At 62.2% G+C, this 20,674-nt stretch carries 19 protein-coding genes; 14 read left to right on the forward strand and 5 right to left on the reverse strand.

Going from position 1 to position 20,674, the window contains the following annotated elements; all coding sequences use genetic code 11:
• From QF039_RS10090 to gloB, 4 genes are all read right to left on the reverse strand, one after another.
• Nucleotides 1-1,839 carry an extracellular solute-binding protein gene (locus QF039_RS10090; protein ID WP_307517813.1) on the reverse strand — a complete coding sequence of 613 codons (1,839 nt, stop codon included), beginning with the start codon at nucleotides 1,837-1,839 and terminating at the stop codon, nucleotides 1-3.
• A complete protein-coding gene (locus QF039_RS10095; protein WP_177019986.1) occupies nucleotides 1,836-3,665 on the reverse strand; it encodes an extracellular solute-binding protein in 1,830 nt (609 codons plus the stop codon). Before QF039_RS10095 ends, QF039_RS10090 begins: the two co-directional genes overlap by 4 nt.
• A gap of 168 nt (nucleotides 3,666-3,833) precedes the next feature.
• The gene (locus QF039_RS10100) at nucleotides 3,834-5,246 is read right to left on the reverse strand and encodes a lytic transglycosylase domain-containing protein (protein ID WP_008435202.1); all 1,413 of its coding nucleotides are present in this window, start codon (nucleotides 5,244-5,246) and stop codon (nucleotides 3,834-3,836) included.
• A gap of 98 nt (nucleotides 5,247-5,344) precedes the next feature.
• Nucleotides 5,345-6,112 (reverse strand): hydroxyacylglutathione hydrolase, encoded by a 768-nt coding sequence (gloB, locus tag QF039_RS10105; protein WP_003207471.1) that lies wholly within the window; start codon nucleotides 6,110-6,112, stop codon nucleotides 5,345-5,347.
• Nucleotides 6,113-6,177: 65 nt separating this feature from the next.
• Here gloB and QF039_RS10110 point away from each other — a divergent pair, with 65 nt between their 5' ends.
• The 3 genes from QF039_RS10110 to dnaQ all read left to right on the forward strand — a co-directional run bounded on the left by QF039_RS10110 (nucleotide 6,178) and on the right by dnaQ (nucleotide 8,301).
• Nucleotides 6,178-6,936: a class I SAM-dependent methyltransferase gene (locus QF039_RS10110; protein ID WP_307517818.1), complete on the forward strand. Its 759-nt coding sequence runs from the start codon at nucleotides 6,178-6,180 to the stop codon at nucleotides 6,934-6,936.
• 101 nt (nucleotides 6,937-7,037) lie between these two features.
• Complete coding sequence (gene rnhA, locus QF039_RS10115; protein ID WP_003207474.1) at nucleotides 7,038-7,490, forward strand: ribonuclease HI; 453 nt, start codon at nucleotides 7,038-7,040, stop codon at nucleotides 7,488-7,490.
• Nucleotides 7,491-7,560: 70 nt separating this feature from the next.
• Complete coding sequence (dnaQ, locus tag QF039_RS10120) at nucleotides 7,561-8,301, forward strand: DNA polymerase III subunit epsilon (RefSeq protein ID WP_162835175.1); 741 nt, start codon at nucleotides 7,561-7,563, stop codon at nucleotides 8,299-8,301.
• A gap of 3 nt (nucleotides 8,302-8,304) precedes the next feature.
• Here the strand turns inward: dnaQ and QF039_RS10125 are convergent, their stop codons facing one another.
• On the reverse strand, nucleotides 8,305-9,165 hold the full coding sequence (locus QF039_RS10125; protein WP_003207477.1) for a LysR substrate-binding domain-containing protein: 861 nt from the start codon (nucleotides 9,163-9,165) through the stop codon (nucleotides 8,305-8,307).
• Nucleotides 9,166-9,404: 239 nt separating this feature from the next.
• Between QF039_RS10125 and QF039_RS10130 the strand changes: the two genes are divergently transcribed.
• The 11 genes from QF039_RS10130 (at nucleotide 9,405) to tpx (ending at nucleotide 20,581) form a co-directional block, all read left to right on the forward strand.
• Entirely contained in the window at nucleotides 9,405-10,241 is an 837-nt protein-coding gene (locus tag QF039_RS10130; RefSeq protein ID WP_008435195.1) for a transporter substrate-binding domain-containing protein, read from the forward strand.
• A 3-nt stretch (nucleotides 10,242-10,244) separates the two neighbouring features.
• Complete coding sequence (locus QF039_RS10135; protein ID WP_008435192.1) at nucleotides 10,245-11,051, forward strand: transporter substrate-binding domain-containing protein; 807 nt, start codon at nucleotides 10,245-10,247, stop codon at nucleotides 11,049-11,051.
• Nucleotides 11,044-12,465: an FAD-binding oxidoreductase gene (locus tag QF039_RS10140; RefSeq protein ID WP_307517822.1), complete on the forward strand. Its 1,422-nt coding sequence runs from the start codon at nucleotides 11,044-11,046 to the stop codon at nucleotides 12,463-12,465. The genes QF039_RS10135 and QF039_RS10140 overlap by 8 nt, the downstream gene beginning before the upstream one ends.
• Entirely contained in the window at nucleotides 12,462-13,673 is a 1,212-nt protein-coding gene (locus QF039_RS10145; protein WP_307517824.1) for an aminotransferase class I/II-fold pyridoxal phosphate-dependent enzyme, read from the forward strand. Before QF039_RS10140 ends, QF039_RS10145 begins: the two co-directional genes overlap by 4 nt.
• Entirely contained in the window at nucleotides 13,670-14,404 is a 735-nt protein-coding gene (locus QF039_RS10150) for an amino acid ABC transporter permease (protein WP_307517826.1), read from the forward strand. Before QF039_RS10145 ends, QF039_RS10150 begins: the two co-directional genes overlap by 4 nt.
• Complete coding sequence (locus tag QF039_RS10155) at nucleotides 14,394-15,086, forward strand: amino acid ABC transporter permease (protein WP_003207487.1); 693 nt, start codon at nucleotides 14,394-14,396, stop codon at nucleotides 15,084-15,086. Before QF039_RS10150 ends, QF039_RS10155 begins: the two co-directional genes overlap by 11 nt.
• Entirely contained in the window at nucleotides 15,073-15,897 is an 825-nt protein-coding gene (locus QF039_RS10160; RefSeq protein ID WP_003207489.1) for an amino acid ABC transporter ATP-binding protein, read from the forward strand. The genes QF039_RS10155 and QF039_RS10160 overlap by 14 nt, the downstream gene beginning before the upstream one ends.
• A 16-nt stretch (nucleotides 15,898-15,913) precedes the next feature.
• Nucleotides 15,914-16,510 (forward strand): cysteine dioxygenase, encoded by a 597-nt coding sequence (locus tag QF039_RS10165; protein WP_102368879.1) that lies wholly within the window; start codon nucleotides 15,914-15,916, stop codon nucleotides 16,508-16,510.
• Between the two features lie 74 nt (nucleotides 16,511-16,584).
• Complete coding sequence (locus tag QF039_RS10170; RefSeq protein ID WP_032899376.1) at nucleotides 16,585-17,232, forward strand: glutathione S-transferase family protein; 648 nt, start codon at nucleotides 16,585-16,587, stop codon at nucleotides 17,230-17,232.
• Nucleotides 17,233-17,257: 25 nt separating this feature from the next.
• A complete protein-coding gene (gene metC / locus QF039_RS10175; RefSeq protein WP_307517830.1) occupies nucleotides 17,258-19,972 on the forward strand; it encodes a cystathionine beta-lyase in 2,715 nt (904 codons plus the stop codon).
• A gap of 108 nt (nucleotides 19,973-20,080) precedes the next feature.
• Nucleotides 20,081-20,581, forward strand: coding sequence for a thiol peroxidase (tpx, locus tag QF039_RS10180; protein ID WP_102368881.1), 501 nt, complete (start codon nucleotides 20,081-20,083; stop codon nucleotides 20,579-20,581).
• Nucleotides 20,582-20,674: the final 93 nt, after the last annotated feature.

Here is a 20,674-nt window from a genome sequence, read left to right on the forward strand (position 1 = left end):
TCAGTCGCCCCCGCTCGCCGGATCGGCGCTCTGGTTGGTGTCCACGGTTATCGCAGGTTTCACGTCGGGTTTGCTCCACCAGGTGGCGGTGCCGACGTCATACCGTGGCGAGACCTTCGGATGGCCGAGGTGGTCCCAATACGCCACGCGGAAGGTCTTGATGTGCCAGTTGGGGATCACGTAGTAGCCGAACTGCAGCACGCGGTCGAGGGCCTTGGCGTGGGCCACCAGGCTCTTGCGCGAGTCGGAGTCGATGAGTTCTTCCACCAACTGGTCGATGGCCGGGTCTTTCAGGCCGATGTAGTTGCGGCTGCCGGGCTTGTCGGCGCTGGATGACTTCCAGTACTCGCGCTGCTCGTTACCGGGCGATGAGGATTGCGGGAAGCTGCCCACCACCATGTCGAAATCCCGCGAACGGATGCGGTTGATGTACTGCGAGATGTCGACCCGGCGAATCACCAGGTCGATCCCCAGGTCTGCCAGGTTGCGCTTGAACGGCAACAGGATGCGTTCGAACTCGGTCTGTGCCAGCAGGAACTCGATGGTCACGGGCTTGCCGGTGGTGTCGACCATCTTGTCGTCGACGATCTTCCAGCCGGCCTCTTGCAGCAGTTGATAGGCCTCGCGCTGCTGGGTGCGGATCATGCCGCTGGCGTCGGTCTTCGATGGCTCGAAGGCTTCGGTAAACACCTGGGGCGGGATCTTGTCCCGCAGCGGTTCAAGAATCGCCAGCTCATCCGGGCCGGGCAGGCCGGTGGCGGCCATCTCGGAGTTTTCGAAATAGCTGCGGCTGCGGGTGTAGGCGCCGTTGAACAGTTGCTTGTTGCTCCATTCAAAGTCCAGCAACAGGCTGATGGCCTTGCGCACCCGCACATCCTGGAACATCGGTTTGCGGGTGTTGAACACGAAGCCCTGCATGCCGGTGGGGTTGCCGTTGGGGATTTCTTCCTTGATCAGGCGGCCCTGGGTGACGGCGGGGGTGTTGTAGGCATTGGCCCAGTTTTTCGCGCTGATTTCCAGCCAGTAATCGAACTGCACGGCCTTGAGGGCTTCGAGGGCCACGGTGTTGTCGCGGTAGTAATCGGTGACCCGGTAATCGAAGTTGTAGAAACCCTTGTTGATCGGCAGGTCCTTGGCCCAGTAGTCCTTGACCCGCTCGTAGCGGACCGAGCGCCCGGCCTTGACCTCGGCCACCTTGTACGGGCCGCTGCCCAGCGGAATCTCCAGGTTGCCCTTGGAGAAGTCGCGGCCCTCCCAGTAATGCTTGGGCAACACTGTCAGTTGCCCAAGGATCAGCGGCAGTTCGCGGTTGTTGGTGCGCTTGAACTTGAACAGCACCCGCAGCGGGTCTTCGGCGATCACTTCGTCGACATCCGCGTAGTAGGTCTTGAAGATCGGCGAGCCGTCCTTCATCAGCGTCTGGAAGCTGAACACCACGTCTTCGGCACGGATCGGGTGGCCGTCGTGGAAGCGCGCTTCGGGGCGGATGTAGAAGCGCACCCAGCTGTTGTCCGGGGCCTTTTCGATCTTGCCGGCTACCAGGCCGTATTCGGTGATGGGTTCGTCCAGGCTTTGCTGGGCGAGGGTGTCGTAGATCAGGCCGATATCATCTGCCGGCACGCCCTTGCTGATGAATGGGTTGAGGCTGTCGAAGCTGCCCATGCTGGATACGCGGAAGGTACCACCCTTGGGGGCATCCGGATTTACGTAGTCGACGTGTTTGAAATCGGCGGGGTACTTGGGCGGTTCGTTGTAGAGGGTCAGGGCATGTTGCGGGGCCGCATTGGCCGCGGCGCAAAACAGCAGGCTGCCAAGGATCGCAGTACGCAAAGGTATCATTGGGCTTTCTCCGAAGCTTTCAGCCACCATGCGCTCAGGCCCAGGCTGTAGGGCGGCGTGGTGACGAAGGCGAACCGGTTGCGGTACGCCAGGCGATGATAGTTGAGGTACCAGTTGGGAATACTGTAGTGCTGCCACAGCAGGACGCGGTCCAGCGCCCGGCCTGCGGCCAACTGTTCTTCACGGGTTTGCGCCGCCAGCAGTTGGTCCAGCAGGTGGTCGACCACCGGGTTGGCGATGCCTGCGTAATTCTTGCTGCCCTTGATCCCCGCCTGGCTGGAGTGGAAATACTGCCACTGCTCAAGGCCGGGGCTGAGGGTCTGGTTGAGGGTCATCAGAATCATGTCGAAGTCGAACTGATCGAGGCGTTGTTTGTACTGTGCGCGGTCTACCGTGCGCAAGCGGGCATCGACGCCGATGCTTGTCAGATTCTCGACATAGGGCTGCAGGATGCGCTCCAGGTTCGGGTTCACCAGCAGAATCTCCAGCCTCAGCGGCTGCCCGTCACTGTTGAGCAAGCGTTGCCCGGACAGCTTCCAGCCGGCGTCCGCCAACAATGCCAGGGCGCGGCGCATCGTGTCGCGAGGAATGCCGCGACCGTCGGTCTGGGGCAGGCTGAAGGGCTGGGTAAACAGGTTGGCCGGCAGTTGGTCGCGATAGGGCGACAGCATCAGCCACTCATGGCCGGTCGGCACGCCGGTGGCGGAGAACTCGCTGTTGGGGTAATAGCTGAGGCTGCGTTTATAGGCGCCGCTGAACAGGGTGCGGTTGGTCCACTCGAAATCGAACATCAGCCCCAACGCTTCGCGGACCTTGGCCTGGCTGAAGGCCGGGCGCCGGCTGTTCATGAACAGGCCCTGGCTCTGGGTCGGGATCTGGTGGGCGATCTGTGCCTTGATCACATCACCCCGGTTGACCGCCGGGAAGTTGTAGCCGTTGGCCCAGTTCTTCGCCTGGTGCTCGATATAGATATCGAACTCGCCGGCCTTGAACGCTTCGAAGGCCACGTCGCTGTCGCGGTAGAACTCCACCTCGACCTTGTCGTAGTTATAGAAACCCCGGTTGACCGCCAGGTCCTTGCCCCAGTAATCCTTGACCCGCTCGAACACCAGTTGTCGCCCGGGGCTGACCTTGCTGATGCGGTAAGGTCCACTGCCCAGCGGCGGCTCGAAGGTGGTGGCCTTGAAGTCGCGGTTTTTCCAGTAATGCTGGGGCAATACCGGTAGCTCGCCCAGGCGCAGGATCAGCAACGGGTTGCCGGCGCGCTTGAACACAAAACGAATGCGATGCCGGTTAAGAATGTCGACCCGGGCCACTTCCTGCAGGTTGGTGCGGTACTGCGGGTGACCTTCGGTCAGCAGCGTGCGATAGGAAAACGCCACGTCGTAGGCGGTGATCGGCTTGCCATCGTGAAACCGCGCTTCAGGGCGCAGGTTGAACACTACCCAGCTGCGGTCCTCGCTGTATTCCACCGATTGGGCAATCAGGCCGTAGCTGGAAGTCGGCTCATCGCCAGAGGGGGCGTACTGGCCGGTGCCGACCATCAGCGGCTCATTGAGCTCGTTGACGCCGTATTGCAGGAAGTTGGCGGTGGAGACCGGGCTGGAACCCTTGAAGGTGTACGGGTTGAGGGTGTCGAAAGTGCCAAACGCCATGACCCGCAAGGTGCCGCCCTTGGGCGCTGCGGGGTTTACCCAGTCGAAGTGGGTGAATTTGGCCGGGTACTTGAGCGTGCCGAACTGCGCATAACCGTGGCTCTCGGTAATGGTCGCGTTCGCGGAAAAGCTCAAGGCCAGACTTATTAGTAGAAGGAGGGGACGCTTCAAGTCAGGGATCCGATCCAGGCGGCTTGGGCTTTATGAACCGTACAGTAACAGCTTGTTCCGATTGGAAAAAGGCTGGCGCCGCAGGAGGGAGACTACAGGCTTGGATGGGGGTTGGCAGGGTGAAGAACAAAGGGGGAGCTGTTGCCAGTTCCCCCTCGTGTTTGCTGCTTAGCGCGGCCCGGAAACCACCAGCATCTGCCCAGGTTTCAGGGCCTGGCCAGTGCGTGGGTTCCAGCGCTTGAGATGTTGCATCTCGACGTTGAAGCGCTTGGCGACGATGTACAGCGAATCGCCTTTCTTGACCTTGTATTGCACCGGCTTCTTGCTGTCGGCCTTGGCCACCAGCTTGCGGGTGTCCTGCATCACCAGGGTCTGGCCGACCTTGAGCGCCTGCCCGTTGAGCTTGTTCCAGCGCTGCAGGTCATGTACATCGACCTTGTTGGCCTTGGCGATCAGCGTCAGGTTGTCGCCGCTGCGCACCTTGTAGTTGCGGGTGCGACCGGCAATGGCCTTGTGCTCAACGTCGTCGAACACCGGCTTTTTCGGGCGCATGCTCAGCAATTCTTCGGGCTTCATCGCCGAAAGGCTGCTGGCCAGCAGCTGCGCCTTGGACGTCGGCACCAGCAAATGCTGCGGGCCGTCCAGGGTGGTGCGCTGTTTCAAGGCAGGGTTGAGCTGGAACAGTTCGTCTTCGTCGATCTCGGCCAGCGCGGCGACCCGTGACAGGTCCATGCTGGTCTTGATTTCTACCACTTCGAAGTACGGAGTGTTGGCGATCGGGTTCAGGTTGACGCCATACGCCTCGGGGGCCAGCACCACCTGGGACAGCGCCAGGAACTTGGGCACGTAGTCCTTGGTTTCCTGGGGCAGTGGCAGGTTCCAGTAGTCCGTCGGCAAACCGAGCTTCTCGTTACGCTCGATGGCCCGGCTGACCGTGCCCTCACCGGCGTTGTAAGCCGCCAGGGCCAGCAACCAGTCGCCGTTGAACATGTCATGCAGGCGAGTCAGGTAGTCGAGGGCGGCGGTGGTGGAGGCGGTGATGTCGCGGCGGCCGTCGTAGGCGCGGGTCTGACGCAGGTTGAAATAGCGCCCGGTGGCGGGAACGAACTGCCACAGCCCGACCGCATCGCTGCGGGAATAGGCCATTGGGTTGTAGGCACTTTCAATCACTGGCAGCAGCGCCAGCTCCAGGGGCATGTTGCGTTCTTCAAGGCGTTCGACGATGTAATGAATATAGAGGCTGCCGCGTTCGCCGGCGTTCTCGAGGAAGGATGGGTTGCTGGCAAACCACAATCGTTGCTGTTCAATGCGCGGGTTGACGCCTAACCCGTCCTGCAATTGAAAGCCCCGGCGCATGCGTTCCCAGACATCCTGGGGCACTTCCGGGCTTGGCTTCTCTGATAGCCAAAGGGGTTTTTGCTTGATCTTGGCGGTAAGGTTTGGCTTGGGTTGCACGGTGGATTGTGCGGCAAAATGGGTCGATTGGCAGCCCGCCAGAGTAGCGGACACAGCCACCGCCACGGCTTGAGCCAGGCGGGTCAATGCGTCTGAATGGTTGGTTTTACGAATAGATGACGACATTGGCTGGAAGTAAGTTCCGGGCAAAAATGTCGGGCGATTCTAGAAAGCGCGTGGGTTGCGGTCAACCATTCAGAAATTACGTACTAAATTCCGCGCGCTTAGAACGTATCTTTCCACGACCTCAAGCTAGCAAATACCTCACTCCCGGCCCGGTTATCGCGGCCATTCCGTTCGTCCGCTTTTTCTTTAACGGATGTTTCAGAGGTTCGCAGAAAAGGGTTGGTGCGTTTTTCCAGGGCCAAAGTCGAAGGCAATGTTATCTGGCCGTTCGCCCGCAGTTGCCGCACGTTCTCCACCCGTTCGGCGATATCCGCGTTATGCGGTTCCACGGCCTGGGCGAATTTCAGGTTACTTTGTGTGTATTCGTGGGTGCAGTACACCAGCGTGTTGGCCGGCAAGGCCGCCAGGCGCTCCAGCGAGGTGTGCATTTGCTGCGGGGTGCCTTCGAACAGGCGGCCACAACCGGCGGCGAAGAGGGTGTCGCCACAGAACAGCACGCCCTCGTGATAAAAGGCGATGTGCCCCAGGGTATGGCCGGGTACGGCAAACACCTCGAAGTCCCAACCCAGCACGTTGATGCGGTCGTTATCCTGGAGTGCCACGTCCCGCGCCGGGATCTTTTCATTTGCCGGGCCGTAGACCGTGGCGCCTGAAACACTTTTAAGTTGCTCGACGCCGCCGACATGATCATGGTGATGGTGCGTCACCAGGATGTCGCTGAGGGTCCACTCGGGATGCTGCTGGAGCCAGGCCAGCACGGGCGCGGCATCACCGGGATCGACCACCGCGCAGCGCTTGTTCGGCTGATCCTGTAACAACCAGATGTAGTTATCGGTGAAGGCGGGCAGGGCACTGATCTGTATCATTCTTTGATTCGCCAAGCTGAACACATTGGTGCATCTTAGAGCTTCTTGGCGCGTTGGAGAATGCAATGACTGATAAAGCGTTCGCCCAGGCCGATCCCGAGTGGCTGGCACTGATCAGTGCCGCCCGTGAATGGCTGTCCGGGCCTGTCGGGCAATTTTTACTGGATGAAGAACGGCGCATGCTCGAAGACGAGCTGGGTCGGTTCTTTGGTGGTTACCTGGTGCATTACGGGCCGTCGGCACAAACCCCGCCGTCGGCACCCCAGGTGCAACGCAATGTGCGCCTGGGGGCGCCGCTGCCGGGGGTTGAAATCGTCTGCGAGGAGCAGGCCTGGCCGTTGAGCGAGCATGCGGCCGATGTGGTGGTGATGCAGCATGGCCTGGATTTCTGCCTGTCGCCCCACGGTTTGCTGCGCGAAGCGGCCAGCAGCGTGCGCCCTGGTGGCCATTTGCTGATCATTGGCATCAACCCCTGGAGCAGTTGGGGCTTGCGCCATGTGTTCGCCCATGACGGGCTGCGCCAGGCTCGCTGCATCTCGCCGTCGCGAGTCGGCGACTGGTTGAACCTGCTGGGCTTTGCGCTGGAGAAACGCCGCTTCGGGTGCTATCGTCCGCCGCTTGCGTCTGTCAAGTGGCAAGGCCGGCTGGCCGGCTGGGAACGCAGGGCCGGTGCCTGGCAATTGTCCGGCGGGGGTTTCTACCTGTTGGTGGCGCGCAAGATCGTCGTTGGCCTGCGCCCGGTACGCCAGGTGCGTCGCGAGCCGATGGGCAAGCTGGTGCCGATGCCGATGGCCAAGGTCAATCGCAAGCAGAGCGAACAGTAAACATACCTTTTTGATTTCAGGTCGAGCCTCTCGGCCTCGGGCACTTGTCGGTCGATTATCGGCAACCCGCTTTGATGGATCCCGCTTTAATGGACAGTGAAATGACCGATACCGTAGAACTCTTCACCGATGGCGCCTGCAAGGGCAACCCCGGCCCCGGCGGATGGGGCGCCTTGCTGGTGTGCAAGGGCGTGGAGAAGGAACTGTGGGGCGGCGAAGCCAACACCACCAACAACCGTATGGAACTGATGGGCGCGATCCGTGGCCTGGAAGAGCTCAAGCGCCGTTGCGACGTATTGCTGGTGACCGACTCCCAGTACGTGATGAAGGGCATCAACGAGTGGATGGTCAACTGGAAGAAGCGCGGCTGGAAGACTGCGGCCAAGGAGCCGGTGAAAAACGCCGACCTGTGGCAATTGCTCGATGAGCAATGCAATCGCCACAACATCACCTGGAAATGGGTGCGCGGGCACATCGGCCATCCCGGCAACGAGCGGGCCGACCAACTGGCCAACCGCGGTGTGGATGAAGTGCGCGGCTACAAACAGAGCTGATGCCGTCTGACGTGTTAAGATCCCGCCCCTTGAAATGTACCAAACCGTTGAGAGCTGAACCCTGATGGCCATCCGATCTGTTGTACTCGATACCGAAACCACCGGCATGCCGGTGACCGACGGCCACCGGATCATTGAAATCGGCTGTGTCGAACTGATGGGCCGCCGCCTCACCGGCCGGCACTTCCACGTCTACCTGCAACCGGATCGGGAAAGTGACGAAGGCGCCATCGGCGTCCACGGCATCACCAACGAATTCCTGGTGGGCAAGCCACGGTTTGCCGAAGTGGCGGATGAGTTCTTCGAGTTCATCAACGGCGCGCAACTGATCATCCATAACGCGGCGTTCGACGTTGGCTTCATCAACAACGAATTCGCGCTGATGGGGCAGACCGATCGGGCCGATATCACCCGGCACTGCTCGATCCTCGACACCTTGATGATGGCGCGTGAGCGTCACCCGGGCCAGCGCAACAGCCTCGACGCATTGTGCAAACGCTATGGCGTCGACAACTCCGGCCGTGAACTCCACGGCGCGTTGCTCGACTCCGAGATTCTCGCCGACGTCTACCTCACCATGACCGGTGGCCAGACCAGCCTGTCCCTGGCCGGTAATGCCTCGGACGGCAATGGTTCGGCGGAAGGCTCGGGCAATCGTCCTTCGGAAATCCGCCGCCTGCCAGCGGATCGCCAGCCCACCACGATTATTCGCGCCAGCGAGCAGGACATGGCCGAACACGCGGCGCGCCTTGAGGCGATCGCCAAGTCTGCCGGCGCACCCGCGCTGTGGACCCAATTGACCCAGCAATAACCGTCACCCCAGCGCCAGCCCCTGGCTGGCCCTGATCAGGTCATATGCCTTGCGCGCAATCGGGTTCGCCGTGTTCGGACGGATCCACAGGTAGTACGTGACCTCCGGCATCCTCGGCAATCCATCGTTTTCCCCCAATACCCGCATATCCGGCCCTAGCATCTCCATGCTCCGTGGGGTCACGCCGAGCCCTGCGCGGGTTGCCGCCTTGATACCGATCAGGTTCGATGCCAGGTACGCCTGGCGCCACGGGATATTCGCCCGTTCCAGCGCCTCAAGGGCGTAGCGCCGATAAATGCTCGGCTCATCCACAAGAATCAATGGCAGCGGCTCGCTTGGCGAGTGAATGTATTGCGCCGAACAAATCCACCACACCGGCGAGGTGCGCAGCGCAAAGCCTTCGAGGTTGGCATCGGCGCGGGTGGAAATCACCATGTCGACCTTGCCCCGGTGCAGGTCATCCATCAGGAACGGGCTGCGCCCGACGTCGATCTCCAGGCGCAGGCGCGGTGCCGAGCGGGCGATGTGGCTGAGGATCGGCGGCAGGATGGTGTCGGCGATGTCGTGGGGCGAGCCGATGCGCAGTACGCCGCTGAGGCTGCTTTCCCGCAGGGAATTGAGTGCATCGTCATTCAGCGAGAGCATCTGCCGCGCATGCCGCAACAGCTGCATCCCGGGTTCTGTTAGTTGTTTTTGCCGGCCACGTTTTTCAAACAGGCTGACGCCCACTTGTTGTTCCAGACGCTGCATATGCTGGGTGACGGAAGATTGTGTGCGTGCCAGGTGAGTGCCGGCTTCGGCAAAGCTGTGGTGGTCGACCACGGCGATAAAGGTGCGGAGCAGTTCAAGATCGAGGGTCGACATGGCCATTCCAGGGCTTTTTTATATCAAGGGTGCGAAGATAAACATTACAGATGTTTATGTTTTGTCGCGCCGGGTTTTTACGAGGGCTAATGAATTCGAGTATATGGCCAAAAGTCAGCGCGTCCATATACGGGAAGTTATAACGATATTAGATATTTGAATTTCCGTTAGCCCGGCACTCTCCCTAGCATGCCCCCACATCAGGTCGGGGTACGCCGATCGCTAATGAGGGGAGTTCCATGGGGTTTGTGCGCGCGGCGGTAAAACGAAGGTTGCCTGTGGTCCTGGGCGCGTTGATCGCCCTGGGCGGCAGCGCAGTGGCTCAGGCCGATGCGACCCTGGACAAGATCCAGCAGCGCCATGTGCTGGTGGTCGGCGTGCTGCTGTCTGGCGGGCCGTTTGGCGGCATCGACCCCACCACCCAGAAGCCCAGGGGCTTGAACGTCGACCTGGCCAACGAGCTGGGCCGTCAGTTGGGCGCCGAGGTGCAGCTGGTGCCGGTATTGCCGGCCAACCGTGTGCAGTTCCTGCAACAGGGCAAGGTCGACCTGCTGATCGCCAATATGGAATGGACCGCCGAGCGTGGCGAGATCCTCGGGTTCGTGCCGACGCCGTTCTACAAGATCGGCGGCACTGCTGCCGTACTCAAGGACAGCAAGATCACCCGCTGGGAAGATCTCAAGGACCAGCCGGTGTGCACCTCCCAGGGCAGCAGCTACGTCAAGCCGCTGACCGAACTGGGCGCGCAGATCAAGGCCTTCAAGAGCTCTTCGGAATCCCTGCTGGCCCTGCGCGGCAACAACTGCGTCGCTGCGGTGCATGACTCCACCCTGGTCAACCCGCTGATCAACGACAGCGCCGAATGGAAGGATTACCGCACCCTCAGTCCCGAGCTGAACCCGGCGCCATCGGTAATCTGGACCCGCCGTGGCGAGAGCGACACCCAGGCCAAACTCGACCCCATCGTCAAGGACCTGCACCGCAGCGGCTGGCTGATCGAAGCCCAGACCCGCAACCACATCACCCCGGCGTCCCCGGCGCTGGTGGAGTTGCAGAAACAGTTCAAGGGCGCCTGACACATGACATTGAGAACCCTGACTGCCTTGGCCCTGGCACTGTGCGCCAGCCTGGTCCACGCCGACGCCACCCTCGACAAGATCCAGCAACGCCACGCCATCAGCGTCGGCGTGATCCTCAGCGGTCCGCCGTTTGGCACCATCGACCCCAAGACCGGCGAACACCTGGGCTACAACGTCGAACTGGCCAAGGGCCTGGGCCAGGCGCTGGGTGTGGAGACCAGGACCGTTTCGGTACTGGCGCCCAACCGCGTGCAGTTCCTGCAACAGGGCAAGGTCGACGTGCTGATCGCCAACATGCAGTACACCGACGAACGCGCCGAGATTCTCGACTACGTGCCCACGCCCTATGAAGAGGTCGGCGGCGCGGCGTTGATCCGCAAAGGCGCCGGCATCACCCAGTGGGCCGACCTCAAGGGCAAGCCGGTGTGCGTGTCCCAGGGCAGCAACTTCATCAAGCCGTTGCAGGAAACCTACGGCGCGCAGATCAAGGCGTTCCGCAGCCAGTCCGAATCTTTGCTGTCGTTGCGCGGCAATGGCTGTGTGGCGGCGGTGCACGTCAGCCCGACCATGCACGCGCTGCTCGGCGATGCCGAATGGTCCGGCTACGAGATCCCGTTGCCGGGGGATTTGATCCCGTCCAAATCCGTAATCTGGATCCGCAAAGGCGAACACGACACCCAGGCCAGGCTCGACGCCATCGTGCGCGACTGGCATCGCAGCGGCTGGTTGATCGCCCTCGGCGAACGTACCGGCATGGCTCCGTCCCAAGCCCTGCGTGATCTGCACGAGCAGTACAGCCATGAGTGAAGCGCTATTCGCCACCCTGCAACAACTGCTCGGCGCCGCCCATGTGCAGCGCAGCGAAGACGCCGCCCAGTACCTGACCGACAAACAGGGCCGCTACACCGGCCAGGTGATCGCCGTGGTGCACCCGGCCAACACCGAGGAAGTGGCCGCCGTGGTGCGTGCGTGTGTCGCCCTGGAAGCGCCCATCGTGGTCCAGGGCGGCAACACCGGCCTGATGGCGGGTGCCACACCGGATGCCAACGGCCGCGCGGTATTGTTGCTGCTCGACCGCATGAACCGGGTGCGCGTGATCGATACCGACAACGACACCCTGACCGTCGAAGCCGGCTGCATCCTGCAAAACATCCAGGACGTGGCCCGTGAAGCCGGTCGCCTGTTTCCATTGAGTCTGGGCGCCGAAGGCAGTTGCACCATCGGCGGCAACCTTGGCACCAATGCAGGCGGCACGGCCGTGCTGCGTTATGGCAACACCCGCGAGTTGACCCTGGGCCTGGAAGTAGTGACCGCCGAAGGCGAAATCTGGAATGGCCTGCGAGGGTTGCGCAAGGACAACACCGGCTACGACCTGCGGGATTTGTACGTGGGCAGCGAAGGTACCCTAGGGATTATCACCGCCGCGACCCTGAAGCTGTTCCCGCTGCCCAAGGCCCAGGCGACAGCGCTGCTGGCGTTTGACGAGTTGGCCCAGGCGGTGGCGTTCCTGTCCCATGCCCGCGCCGGTTTTGGTGCAAACCTCACTGCATTCGAATTGCTCAGCGCCGATTGCCTTGCGTTGCTGCGCGAGCAATTTCCAGAGGGCCCGCAACCGTTTCTCAACGCCAGCCAACCCTGGTTTGCCTTGCTGGAGCTGTCGGATAACCACGGTGAAAGCCACGCCCGCGAAGCCTTCGAAACGGTCCTCGGTGAAGCCTTCGAACAGTCACTGCTGGCCGACGCACTGATCGCCGAAAGCCTGGCGCAAAGCGAAGCGCTATGGCTGCTGCGGGAGAACATGAGCGAAGCGCAGAAGCGTGCCGGACGCAATATGAAGCACGATATCTCGGTGCCCATTTCGCAAATCGTCGCCTTCGTCGCCCATACCGATGCGCTGTTGCAGACGCATTTCCCCGGTGTTCGCAACTTCACGTTCGGGCACCTGGGGGACGGCAACCTGCATTACAACGTGGCTCATCCGCTGGATTCAACGGTTGACGAGCACATGCGCAACTACGCCGAATTGAGCTTGCTGGTACACGACAGCGCCCACGCCCACGGCGGCTCCATCAGCGCCGAACACGGGATTGGCCAGCGCAAGGTCGGCCTGCTGGGCCGCTACAAAAGCCCGGTGGAACTGGACCTGATGCGCCGCATCAAGCGGGCCCTCGACCCGAAAAACCTGCTCAATCCCGGCAAAGTCCTGGAGGTACAGCCATGACCGTTCGCCTGTCCAAGCGGGTGCAGCGCGTGTCGCTGTCGGCCAATGCGGCGGCCAAATCCCGCGCCACGGAACTGCGTGACGCCGGCCGCGACATTCTGGACCTGACCACCGGCGAGCCGGATTTCGATACCCCGGAGCACATCAAGCAAGCCGCCTGCGCAGCCATTGCTGCGGGCGCCACCAAGTACACGCCGACACCCGGGGTAAAAGCCTTGCGCGTGGCCGTGCAGCGAAAACTGGCCGAAGAAAACCACCGGGACTATTCGCTGCCGAATATCGTGATCGCCAACGGCGCGAAACAGATCATCTTCAACGCCTTCGCCGCAACCCTCGACGACGGCGATCAAGTGCTGGTGCCGACGCCTTACTGGCCGTCGTTCCCCGACAGCGTGCGCTTCAACGGTGGCGAGCCGGTGTTTATCGAGTGCGGGCTGGAGCAGGGCTGCAAACTGCTGCCCGCCCAGCTGGAGCAACACATCAATCAACGCACGCGCTGGCTGATCCTTAACGGCCCGGGCAACCCGAGCGGTGCGGTGTATGGCGAGGCTGAACTGCATGCGCTGGCCGAGGTGCTGCGTCGCCATCCCCAGGTGCTGGTGCTGCTGGATGAACTCTACGAACACATCCGCTTCGACGGGCGCCCGGCCCAGAGCCTGCTGAACGTCGCGCCGGATTTGCAGGACCGTTGCCTGCTGGTGGGCGGCGTGTCCAAGACCTACGCCATGACCGGCTGGCGCATCGGTTTCGGCGCCGGGCCGCAGGCCTTGACCCATGCAATGGCGGTTGTTCAGTCGCAATCCACCTCCGGTGCTTCCTCCGTGGGCCAGGCTGCTGCATTGGCGGCATTCACCGGCGGGCTGGGCTTTTTGGCCGAGCAGGTAGCGGCCTATCAGCTGCGCCGGGACCTGTTGATGATGGCCCTCGGCACCGTCGTAGGCCTGGAAGTACTCGAACCCCAGGGCGGCTTTTTCGTGTTCGTGCGTTGCGCCGGTTTGCTTGGCCGCTATCGCCCGGACGGTCAGCGCCTGGACGATGATGGCGATGTCGTCGCGTACTTGCTGGAGGAGGGCGTCGCCGGAGTAGCGGGCAGTGCCTACGGCCTGTCGCCGTGGTTTCGCCTGTCCATCGCCACGGCGACCGACAGCGTGGCCGAGGCCGGCCGCCGTATCGCTGTCGCCTGCGGCAAGCTGCGGGGCGTCGAATGAGTCATTGGCTGGAGCTTTTTGTGCACTGGGCCGCCGGTATCGGCCTCAACTACAGCTTCCTGCTGGATGGCTATCAGCGCGGCACCCTGGAGCAGGGCGCGCTGACCACGGTGCTGTTGTGCCTGTTCACCATCGTCGGCAGCCTGCTGGCCGGGATCAGCCTGGCGGCGCTGCTGACTTCCGGCAACCCGTGGCTGGCCAAACCGGCGCGGGTGTTTATCGAAGTCACCCGCAACACGCCGACCCTGGTGCAGCTGTACTGCGCATTCCTGGTGTTGAACATGCTGCTGACCCAGGCTGTCGGCGCGGCCAACCCGCTGACGCCGTTTGCCTGGGTGGTGATCGTGATTTCGCTGCACAAGGGCGCGTTCCACGCCGAAGCCCTGCGCGCCGGCATCGAGGCGGTGCCCGCCGTGACCCTGGAAGCCGCCAGCTCCCTGGCCTTCAGCAGCCGGCAATTGCTGTGGAGTGTGCAGTTGCCGTTGGCCCTGCGTTTCGCGCTGCCGTCGCTGATCAACAACCTGATCGACCTGGTGAAAATGACCGCCGTGGCCTCGGCCATCGCCGTGGGCGATATCACCTACGCCTCGATCATGATCTGGACCCAGAGCGACAACGTGCTGGAGCTGATGATTCTGATCCTGAGCTTTTTCGGCTTGCTGAGTTTTACCGTCAATTGTGTGGGGCGCTGGCTGGAAGCGCGCCTGAGGATGCCCGGCTATGGCCATTGATTCATTCCCGGTGCTGTCGGCGTTGCTGCAATGGTCGCCGGCGCTGGTGACTGGTTTCGGCCAGAACATCCTGATCAGCCTGGTGGCGATTGGTCTTGGTTCGCTGCTGGGGCTGATGGTGGGCGCGTTGGCCCTGTCGCCGTTGCGCCTGCTGCGGTTGCCCGCGCGGATCTGGGTGCAGGTTTTCCGCAATGCACCGTGGCTGGTGCTGATCTATTTCACCACCTACGTGTTCCCGTTCGAGATCCATATCGGCAGCAGCTACGTGTCGTTCCCGGACTGGGTCAAGGTGACGATTGGCCTGGCATTGCCGGCCAGCGCCAACGTGGCGGAGATCTTTCGCGGCGCCATCGGCTCGATCCCCAGCACCCAATGGGAAGCGGCGCGCTCACTGGCATTCACCCGCGGCCAGATATTCAGCTCGATCATCCTGCCCCAGTGCTTCAAGCGCATGTTGCCGCCGTGGATGAACCTCTACGCGGTGGTCACCATGGGCACCGCCCTGGCGTCGCTGGTGGGCGTGCACGACGTGATCGACACCGCACAGATCGCCAGCAACACCGTGAACATGACCGGCTTTACCGTGGTGATCTACCTCAGCCTGTTGGTCCTGTTCTTCGCCTACTGCTACCCGATTTCCCGTTTGACCCAACGCCTGGAGCGCCGTTATGCCTTCTATTGAACCCCTGGTCAGCCTGCGGGATTTGCAGCTGTCGTTCGGTGACAACCGGGTGCTCAAGGGCATCGACCTCGACGTGCATCGCGGCCAGGCGGTGTCGATCATCGGCCCGTCGGGCTCGGGCAAGTCGACCATCCTGCGTTGCATCACCGGCCTGTTGCAGCCTCAGCGCGGCACCATTCGCGTGGGCGAAACCCGGGTCGATACGCTGACCCAGGAAGCCCAGCGCATCGAGTTGCGCAAGCGTGTGGGTTTTGTATTCCAGCAATACAACCTGTTCCCGCATTTGTCCGTGCTGGAAAACCTGGTGATCGCCCCGCGCAAGGTGCTCGGTCGTAACCGTGCCGATGCCGAGAAAGATGCCCGGGCGTTGTTGGCCAAGGTGCGCATGGAGCACAAGGCCGATGCCTATCCGGGCCAATTGTCCGGCGGCCAACAGCAGCGGGTGGCGATTGCCCGGGCGTTGGCGATGCGCCCCGAGCTGATCCTGTTCGATGAAGTGACCTCGGCCCTGGACCCGGAAACCGTCGGTGAAGTACTGACGGTGATTCGCGAGCTGACCGAAGAAGGCATGACCTGCGTGCTGGTGACCCACGAAATGCGCTTTGCCGAAGAGATCAGCGACATCGTCTATTTCACCGAAAACGGCGTGATCGTCGAGCACGGCAGCGCCGAGCAGATCTTCCAGCGCCCCACCAGTGAACGGACCCAGGAATTTCTGCGCCATGCCTTGGGCGATCCCGGCCGTCGGCCGCCGATCGCCAACGATCCGTACCTGTTGACCAACCTGAGCCGCTACACCCTGTCCGTCTAACAAGAGGAACCTCGTCATGAGTACCGCAAACCGTGCCGCCGTTATCGAAGACTTCCTGCAGCAGATCCGCGTCATCAACCAGCGTGGCGTAGACCGCGCGGCCCTGGTGGAAATCGTCGGGCTGCTGGAAACCCTGGCCGAGCGCCGGGACCTGTTCAACTTCAGCGAATTCCCCGCGCCGGTGCCGGGCCAGGGCAGTACCGCGTTCCGCTATCGCCTGAACGACGACGGCGACACGCCCACCCTGTACCTGAACTCGTTGCTGCCGGGCAAAAGCACCATCCCGCACAACCACGAAACCTGGGCGATCATCAGTGCCGTTGAAGGCCAGGAAATCAACTACGTGTATGGCCGCAACGATGAAGGGCGTGAGGAAGGCTTCACCACCCTGACCCTTGAGAAAGAAGTCGTCGTGCAGCCGGGCACCTCTATCTCGTTCCTCGGTGAAGACCTGCACGGGATTCGCGTTGAGGGTGAGCAGGCGACCTTGCATTTCCACCTGTACGGCTTGCCGCTGGAATCCCTCAATGGCCGTTACGGCGTTGAAGCAGACGGCCGGATCCTCAACTACAACGCCTCGCAGATGGCGCCTTCAATCCGGGCCTATTCCTGAGCACAACACACATCAAATGTGGGAGCGAGCAAGCCCGCTCCCACAATTGGATCCGCGTTCATCCAGGGTTTTTTATGATTGATCTGTATTACTGGCCTACGGGCAACGGCCTGAAAGTCGGCATCCTGCTGGAAGAGCTGGAGGCGGAGTACCGCCTGATTCCGGTCAACATCCGCGAAGGCGCGCAGAAGCAGGAAAGCTTCCAGCGCATCAGTGCGAATGGGCGGATTCCGGCGATTGTCGACCACCGCCTTGAAGCACCCCTGAGCCTGTTCGAGTCCGGGGCGATCCTGAACTACCTGGCGGACAAGGCCGGGCGCTTCCTGCCGCCCGCCGGCACCGCCGAGCGCCAGAAGGTCCAGGAATGGCTGTTCTGGCAGGTAGGGCATATCACCCCGTACCTGAGCCAGTTGCAGCTGTTCAAGGAGAAGGCCCCGGAACCGATTCCCTTTGCCCTGGACCTGCTGAACGCCGAAGCCACGCGCCTGTATCGGGTGCTGGAGCAGCGCCTGGCGGAGGTGCCGTATGTGGCGGGCGAATACTCGGTGGCCGACATGGCGATTTTCCCGTGGATCCAGCCCCTGCGCCAAGGCCAGGACCTGGCGGACTACCCGAACATCCAGGCCTGGCGTCTGCGCATCAAGGCGCGCCCGGCAGTCCAGCGGGCCTATGCCAAGGGCCGTGAAGTGGCCGCCGGCGAGCGTTCGCTGGCCTTGCAGTAACCCATCTATTTTTTGCGGGACTTCCATGAGCCAGACCATCACACCCGGGCAATTGCAACAATGGCTGTTTGACGGCCAGGAAATCGCCCTGTTCGACGTACGCGAGCACGGCCAATACGGCGAGGCCCACCTGTTTCACGGGGTGAACCTGCCCTATAGCCGCCTGGAACTGGAGGTGCAGCGCCTGGCACCGAATCCCCGGGTGCGCCTGGTGATCTACGACCAGGACGGCGGCGATGTGGCTGCGCGCACGGCACTGCGTTTGCAAGCGCTGGGCTACCGCCATGTGCATGTACTGGAAGGTGGTGCGAACGCTTGGCAGGCGGCGGGTCTGCAGTTGTTCGCCGGGGTGCATGTGCCGTCGAAAGCCTTTGGCGAATTGGTGGAAGAGGCCAGCCACACACCCCACGTCACCGCGCAGCAACTGGCGGACTGGCAGGCCACGGGCGAGCCGCTGGTGGTGCTGGACGGTCGGCCGTTCGATGAATACCGCAAGATGACCATTCCCGGTTCCATCTGCTGCCCCAATGGTGAGCTGGGTTACCGCGTGCACGACCTGGTGCCGGATGAAACCACGCCAATCGTGGTCAACTGCGCCGGGCGTACCCGCAGCATTATCGGTGCCCAGACGTTGATCAATCTGGGTGTGAAGAACCCGGTTTATGCATTGGAAAACGGTACCCAGGGTTGGTACCTGGCGGATTTCAAGCTGGAGCACGGCAGCACCCGGCGTTATGCCGACCAGGCCTCGACGGATCTGGGCCAGCAGCGCGAGGCTGCCCGGCAGTTGGCGGAGCGGACAGGGGTGGTCAGTGTCAAGGCGGAGCAGGTCCGGCAATGGGCGGCGGACCCGGCCCGTAGCCTGTTCCTGTGCGATGTGCGTACCGCTGAAGAATTTGCCGCCGGCACTTTGCCGGGGGCGCAACACACGCCGGGCGGGCAGTTGATCCAGTCCACTGACCTGTACATCGGCGTGCGTCAGGCGCGGGTGGTGCTGTTGGACAGTGATGGTGTGCGTGCGCCGATTGTCGCCAGTTGGCTGCGGCAGTTGGGGCATGAGGCGTATGTGCTGGAGGGTGGCGTCCACAGTGGATTGGCGCTGGAGGCCAAGGAGGCCGTGCCCTTTGACGCGCTGCCGCTGATCTCGGTGCAGGCGCTGGCCGATGCGCTGAAGGACGACACCGTGGACCTGGTGGACCTGCGCCCGAGCATGATCCATCGCAAGGGCCGGATTGTCGGTTCGCGCTGGTCGATTCGTTCGCGGTTGACCGCGGGTGGGCGTCCACTGGTGCTGCTGGCTGATGATCCGGCACTGGCCGCTTTTGCTGCGTTGGGCCTGGGCGGCGATGTGCGTTTGCTCGACGGTGGCTATGCCGCGTGGGTTGCGGCCGGTTTGCCGGTGATCGAGGATGCGCAAACGCCTCCGGACAACCAGTGCATCGACTTCCTGTTCTTCACCCACGACCGTCACAGCGGCAACAAGGACGCTGCCCGCCAATATCTCGCCTGGGAAATTGGCCTGTTGGCACAGATGAGCGAAGCGGAAATCGCCAGTCTCAAGCCGTTGTTGCCTGCGTCACGGGTGCGTACCCGGCTGATTCACGCGGCGCGTACCGAAGGCGGCAATGGTGGTCGGGCGGTGAACGTACCGATCACCCGCCTGAGCACCGTGCTGTTCGACAACCTGGCCCAGATGCGTGACGCGCGCTCCCGACGCGACAGTGAGCGGGTCCTGAGTTACGGCGCACGCGGCAATCCCACCGCTTTTGCCCTTGAAGACCTGGTCACCGAACTTGAGGGGGGCTATCGCACACGGCTGTATGGCACCGGGCTCGCCGCCGCGGCGCAGACGTTCCTGGCCTACCTGCGGCCCGGCGACCATGTGTTGATCACCGACGCCGTCTATTCGCCGGTGCGCAAACTGGCCCGGGAGTTCCTCCAGCCATTCGGCATCGAAGTCAGCTATTTCGCCCCGGACGGCAGCGGCCTGGAAGCGCAACTGCAGGCCAACACCAAAATGGTCTACGCCGAAGTGCCGGGTTCGCTGCTGTATGAGCTGTGTGACCTGCCCGCGCTAGCCGCACTGTGCAAGCCGCGGGGCATTCTGTTGGCGGTGGACAACACCTGGGGCTCGGCGTACCTGTACCGCCCGCTGGCGCTGGGTGCCGACATCTCGATCATGGCCTTGACCAAGTACCTTGGCGGCCACAGTGACGTGATGATGGGCAGCGTCTGCACCACCGAAGCGGCATGGCCGGCCCTGGCGAAAATGAGCGATACCTTTGGCAATGCAGTGAGTGCCGACGATGCCTACCTGATCCTGCGTGGCGCACGCACCCTGGCTTCCCGGCTGGACGTGCACGAGCGCCAGGCGTTGAAGATTGCCCAGTGGTTGCAGGCGCAGCCGCAGGTCAGGCGGGTGTTTCATCCGGCACTGGCGGAGCATCCTGGCCACGTGCTGTGGAAGCGTGACTTCAGCGGGAGCAACGGTTTGCTGTCCTTCGAACTCGACCGCGCGGATGCCGGCTACGTCGAACGGTTTATCGACGGCCTGCAGCTGTTTGGCCTGGGCGCATCCTGGGGCGGCTTTGAAAGCCTGGTGACCCTGGCCGATACACAGGATCGCCAGAGCGCCGCCGACCGTGGATTGAACCCGGTGGTGCGCCTGCATGTGGGGCTGGAGGATGTGGAGGCGTTGATCGAGGATCTGCAGCGCGGGTTCGTGGCGGCGGGGCGTTGAGCCTCGCACCATGACAATTTGCGTCCGCCCATAGGTGCCCATCGAACTTTGTGTTTAACTTCGGCACCTGAAATTCGTTTCACTACCACCACTAGAAGGATTCCGTTCATGGCTCAAGTTACCCATAAAGGCAACCCTATCCAGGTCGACGGCGACTTGCCACAAGTCGGCGCCAAAGCGCCAGCCTTTACCCTGACTGCTGGCGATCTGTCGGACGCGACCCTGGCTACCTTTGCCGGCAAGCGCAAAGTGCTGAACATTTTCCCAAGCGTTGATACCCCGACCTGCGCGACTTCGGTTCGCAAGTTCAACGCCCAGGCCAACAGCGTGGACAACGCCGTGGTGCTGTGCATCTCCACTGACCTGCCATTTGCCCAGGCACGTTTCTGCGGCGCCGAAGGCCTGGAAAACGTTAAGAACCTGTCGGACTTCCGCGATGCCGGCTTTGCCGTTGACTACGGCGTTGCGATCGCCGCAGGCCCGCTGCGCGGCCTGACCGCCCGTGCCGTCGTGGTACTGGACGAGAACGACAACGTACTGCACAGCGAACTGGTCAGTGAAATCGGCCAAGAGCCGAACTACGAGGCAGCCCTGGCTGTTTTGAAGTAACTGTTACTACGCATTACTGTCGTTTTGCAGTAACACGCGTGATGCAGTATTACGGCCTGGCCTAGTCCAGGCCGTTTTTATTTGTGCTTCAGA

Source organism: Pseudomonas sp. W2I6, from assembly GCF_030815935.1.
In the GTDB taxonomy this organism is placed as follows: domain Bacteria; phylum Pseudomonadota; class Gammaproteobacteria; order Pseudomonadales; family Pseudomonadaceae; genus Aquipseudomonas.